The sequence below is a fragment of the Halomonas sp. HMF6819 genome (assembly GCF_044335525.1).
Taxonomy (GTDB): Bacteria; Pseudomonadota; Gammaproteobacteria; order Pseudomonadales; family Halomonadaceae; genus Vreelandella.
This window is the reverse complement of the sequence record NZ_JBIQVY010000018.1, coordinates 1-1497: the sequence shown is the minus strand read 5'-3', so window position 1 is coordinate 1497 and position 1497 is coordinate 1. Positions and strand designations below refer to the sequence as shown.

General features: G+C 52.6%; 2 protein-coding genes. Both read left to right on the top strand.

Translation table 11 applies throughout. The annotated features are described in order from the left end of the window. Positions 1 to 308 (top strand): flagellin (locus ACGLWX_RS18295; protein WP_396241900.1); only part of this gene is annotated, 308 nt, incomplete at its 5' end. Positions 309 to 593: 285 nt separating this feature from the next. Beyond that, positions 594 to 1460 carry a flagellin gene (locus ACGLWX_RS18290; protein ID WP_396241898.1) on the top strand — a complete coding sequence of 289 codons (867 nt, stop codon included), beginning with the start codon at positions 594 to 596 and terminating at the stop codon, positions 1458 to 1460. Positions 1461 to 1497: the final 37 nt, after the last annotated feature.

Below are 1497 nucleotides of genomic sequence, written 5' to 3'. Positions count from 1 at the left end.
CCGTTAGTGGTGGCACCGCAGCGCACAGCAGCTTCCAGAACCTGATCGACTCTGTCGACGCTGCGACCAAGACTCTGGACACCAACCGGGCAACTCTGGGTGCCACGCTGAACCGCTTCGACTCGGTGATCGACAACTTGGCGACCACCTCGACCAACCTGTCTGAAGCGCGTTCGCGGATCGAAGACGCCGACTACGCGAAGGAAGTATCCAACATGACCCGCGCCAACATTCTTCAGCAGGCGGGTACCTCCATGCTGGCCCAGGCGAACCAGACGCCGCAGTCCGTACTATCACTGCTGGGCTAAACCGCTCATTGATAAAACGAATCAAACAAATGGACGGGGCCGAACGGCCCCGTTTTTTATGTCTTTATTCCTGGCATTAAATAGGGCGTTCACGCCTAAAGCGCCGTATGGCAAGGGTTTTGACGAGATTGCCTCTTGGTCGGTTCGGCCAGTTTTACTTTCCCTTACATAAAAAAATAACTGATTTTTAAAGGATTTAAATTAGCAGCCGTTACCAGTGTTAGCGACGATACATACGTCGTTAAGTTGGCCCGCTGGCCAGTTATACTTCAAGGAGTAATACTCATGTCTGTAATCAATACGAATATCACCTCCATGATCGGCCAGAACAACCTGAGCTCTTCACAAAGCATGCTGGCTCAGGCGCAAGAACGTCTCTCTTCCGGTTTGCGTATCAACAGCGCTTCCGACGATGCCGCCGGTCAGGCTATCGCTAACAAGATGACCGCCCAAATCGATGGTATGAGCCAAGCCAGCCGTAACGCCAGCGACGGCATTTCCCTGGTACAAACCATGGAGGGTGGCCTCGACCAGGTGAACGATAACCTGCAACGGATTCGTGAGTTGGCGGTACAGGGGGCTAACGATACCAACACCGAAGAAGATCGTAATGCGATCGAAACTGAAATCAATGAGCGCTTGGCAGAGATTGATCGTGTAGCGGAAAGCAACAACTTCAACGGTACCAACCTATTGAACGCCAGTGGTAGCCTGAGTATTCAGGTTGGTGCAAACACCGAAGATGAAGATGTCATCAGTGTTTCTACTGTTGATGCGACGGTAAGTGGGCTAGACCTGACATCAGCCAGTGGCAGCATTGTTGCCGGCACCACTTTTGATGCTACTGGTGGTGGCTCCATCGATGAACACGATGGCTTCCAGAACTTAATCGATGCGGTCGACACGGCTACTGAAACGTTGGACACTAACCGTGCCACCTTGGGCGCCACTCTCAATCGCTTTGACTCGGTAATCGACAATCTGGCGACGACTGAAACCAATCTTTCCGAAGCACGTTCGCGGATCGAAGACGCCGACTATGCGAAGGAAGTATCCAACATGACCCGTGCCAACATCCTGCAACAGGCGGGTACGTCCATGCTGGCTCAGGCCAATCAGACTCCGCAGTCTGTGCTTTCCTTGCTGGGTTAATCGCTCGAGCAGTAGTGATAACCAGTGAAGTGAACGG

What these genes read in the sequence shown, in the direction of transcription:
- ACGLWX_RS18290 (WP_396241898.1), top strand. Translation starts at nt 594, where the DNA reads ATGTCTGTAATCAATACGAATATCACCTCCATGATCGGCCAGAACAAC.